Origin of the sequence: Halorubrum halophilum (assembly GCF_000739595.1) — an archaeon.
Classification (GTDB): Archaea; Halobacteriota; Halobacteria; order Halobacteriales; family Haloferacaceae; genus Halorubrum; species Halorubrum halophilum.
The window spans coordinates 1-2,965 of the sequence record NZ_BBJP01000068.1 but is presented as its reverse complement, the minus strand read 5'-3'; the positions used below and the strand labels follow the sequence as shown (position 1 = coordinate 2,965).

Annotated in this window: 2 protein-coding genes; both read right to left on the bottom strand. The window is 52.2% G+C overall.

Features of this window, described 5'->3' with window-relative positions; all coding sequences use genetic code 11:
- Positions 1-125: 125 nt before the first annotated feature.
- Positions 126-608 (bottom strand): transcriptional regulator TbsP domain-containing protein, encoded by a 483-nt coding sequence (locus ACP96_RS15380; RefSeq protein WP_237561691.1) that lies wholly within the window; start codon positions 606-608, stop codon positions 126-128.
- A gap of 1,400 nt (positions 609-2,008) precedes the next feature.
- Positions 2,009-2,662, bottom strand: coding sequence for a winged helix-turn-helix domain-containing protein (locus tag ACP96_RS15375; RefSeq protein WP_010890434.1), 654 nt, complete (start codon positions 2,660-2,662; stop codon positions 2,009-2,011).
- Between the last annotated feature and the right edge of the window lie 303 nt (positions 2,663-2,965).

Below are 2,965 nucleotides of genomic sequence, written 5' to 3'. Positions count from 1 at the left end.
TTTAGTTTATACTGGTTTTGGTGGTGTGTTTGGGTTTTCGTACTGCTTGAGGCGAGCCTCAAGCTGTTGGTCGGAGAAGTACCGTATATCCGTCTCGATAGTCGGTGGCTATCGTGGGGCGGATGCTACAGCGGAGACCGGATCTCGGTGGAGAGTGTTTTCAGGTCTGCTGTCGCGAGCTCGTCGGTTGCGATAAGCCGAAGTCGGGGGCGACCGATGTCTAGTGGGACTTTTTCAGTCTCGATGAGGCCAGCATCTTCGAGTGCTGATTTAGCCCGTGAGAAGGTCGCTTTCGAAGCGATACCCGTATCCTCTCCCCATTTCGAGACGTCATAGAGAAGGACCTCGTTGCGGGCTGCGAGGATGAGCATGATCTCGACGATACTGAGGTATTCGTTGCTGTTGGAAATCTCTTCAGCGTGTGCGAGGACTTCGTCGAGCTCGGCTGCGATATCGTCGCCGATCTCTTCTCGGAGCGTCTGTTTCACTACTGAGAGGGCAGGTGTCCGGAGGTGATACTGCTCGGCAGCCTCGAATCTGGAGTCGAACTCACCGTAGACTGATGAGACCAGCTCGGGGTCCGAGCTCGAAATACTGTGCTTGTCCATCACAGGAACTACAGCCTCAGACTCGGTTGTGAAGATGGTATTCTGAACTGGCTCGCGACCGCCGTTCGCCCAACTTCGCAGTTTGGATTTCTACAAACCAGTACTTCGCTGACATGACTTGACGCCGATACCGAATCAAGAGCGGGAATTCGACTTTTATCGGGAATTGTGTCTTAATTCGGATAGAAAGTTACAGTCTCAACAGGACCCCAGTCAGCGGCGTATTCTCTCACCTGAGGGCACAAAGGACAGCCAAACACACGACTGACACCGTAGACGTGAGCTGACTTCGCACCTACGTAGATGAAGCTGCTACCGGGTATTCGGACATCAAGTCACTTCGATCACCACGATCCCTGCCTCACCGGGTAACATTATTACGCTAACAACTCGTTCCACCGTTAATGACTACCACCCCACGAGATTGGGAACCCTCAGCAAGCACAGACGCAGAACCCCCTACGAGCGAATACGGGATCGTCACGCGGTTGATAACAAAATACGGTTCGCGCGGGGGCAAAGAACCGTTCCCGGAGGAGCTGAGTAACGACTAATTCAGGTGGCACAAGTCACCTCTAGCCAGTATTCTCAAGAGTAATCAACCATCTCTGATGGGTTCCATCGGGAGCCTCACAGAGCCACCTCGATCTGTATCAAGAATAGTTAGACGCCTGAGCTTCAGAACGGGATTCTAATCACGCGTTTACCCACCATTTTGCGCTGGCAAATAGCAGTCCAACTGATATCGTGACTCCATGAGACAGAATCAACTCAAAAATCGTCTCAGCAAGAAGCAGCTCATCAAACGGCCATGGGACAAGCCGCGCAATATAGAAATCAAGCACCACGTTCATCGCGGTGCTTACACTCCCACTAGCAGCCAATCCTAGAACGAATGTCAGCAAACTTAGAACCGAACCCCCGTAGATATACATGTTTATTAGACCGACACGAGAGGTGGCCATCCCTGCTACATAATTAATCGCTCCGCTATTTCGACGCATAACAGTCAGTGGCCAATCCAATCTCAAAAGGGCGTGGGATATTTGCTAATCATGTCTCTGGATACTTGCTCTGCTGGTTGAGAAACTCATCTGCAACGAACCGTGCTTTCTCAACCGGTCCAGCACTACTCTCGAATCCCGCTGTACGATCACCTGGTAGCGGTGTGGCTACCCGAAGCCACCCTTCTTCGATAGCCGTATCGAGGTATGGATTCGTCGGTGAGTCGGCACTCCCGGTATCCGCCAGCTCGTGGTAGACCGCTGCTGGCACCCAAACTTCAGTTCCAGCTTCCTCTACGGCACTCTTGAGCGATTGTAGGTGTGGACTGGGGTGCTTCCCCAAGTTCCGAAACATCACCGTGTCCGCAATGTTCGCAGTATACATCCTCGCTCGGTTCACTTATCGGCGTATTCCTCGAGGAGATCGCCCCCCTCCGCATCGAACTCATCCGGTGTGTACGTCGTCGGGGTCGAATCGTCATCACCGAGGTCGAGAACCGAATAGAGCGCTTCGACGAGATCATACGTAGTTCCAGGAGAGAGATCTGTGAGGCTCGCGATTTGCCGGATTGTGACCTCGCCCTCACTGTGTGCGTTCACGAGATCGTATGCGAGCGCGAACGTGACGATGCCGTAGTCTTCGAGGACTCGTTCGATCGCTGGGTACTCGTTTTTCTGGGCGATTACCTCGATGATTTTGGGAGTGATCGAGACTTCCGTCTCACGGACCGTCAACGTTAGCTCGAACTCCTGAGCGGTGTATACGGCAGTCCCGGTCTCGTCGCCAACCTTGCTGATCAGGCCCGCCTGCTCCAGTTTATGCAAGTAGTCGTACACCGTCTTTTTGGAGACGGTCGTTGTTTCGACGAGTTCGGGACCTGTTGCAGTCTCTGCCTGTCTAATCGATGTATAGAGGTCCGCGAGGGACGGGTTCTCAAGTAATTCTGCGAACGTCGGAATTCCAGTGATGGTTCCTGGAGTGTCCCCCGCGTTTCGCACGTGTTCTGTATCGTAACTCATCTTGTGTAGAGTTACGAAACTGGAAACCATAAATGTTTGCCACGGAACCGGGTCACTGTAGTGTTTACAAACGGGCCCGACCGCAGAGGATAGCTTTGTTACGTGCCTTAATTACACACTACTCTCGCCCACAACGCCCATTAAGTAGAGACGCGAACTTATCACTGGTATCTCTGTCAATTTACGTCGTATAGCAGCGCAATGCTGAATACAGACACATAGCGACCCCTGAATATTATCATTTCAAGAATCAGTACATCACAAAGCCGGTTAGTTGAGACGTCTGCTTGCTGAAGGTGTGTCTAATACCAAGCAAGCCAAAAAGCAGAGCAA

What these genes read in the sequence shown, in the direction of transcription:
- ACP96_RS15380 (WP_237561691.1), bottom strand. Translation starts at nt 608, where the DNA reads ATGGACAAGCACAGTATTTCGAGCTCGGACCCCGAGCTGGTCTCATCA.
- ACP96_RS15375 (WP_010890434.1), bottom strand. Translation starts at nt 2,662, where the DNA reads ATGGTTTCCAGTTTCGTAACTCTACACAAGATGAGTTACGATACAGAA.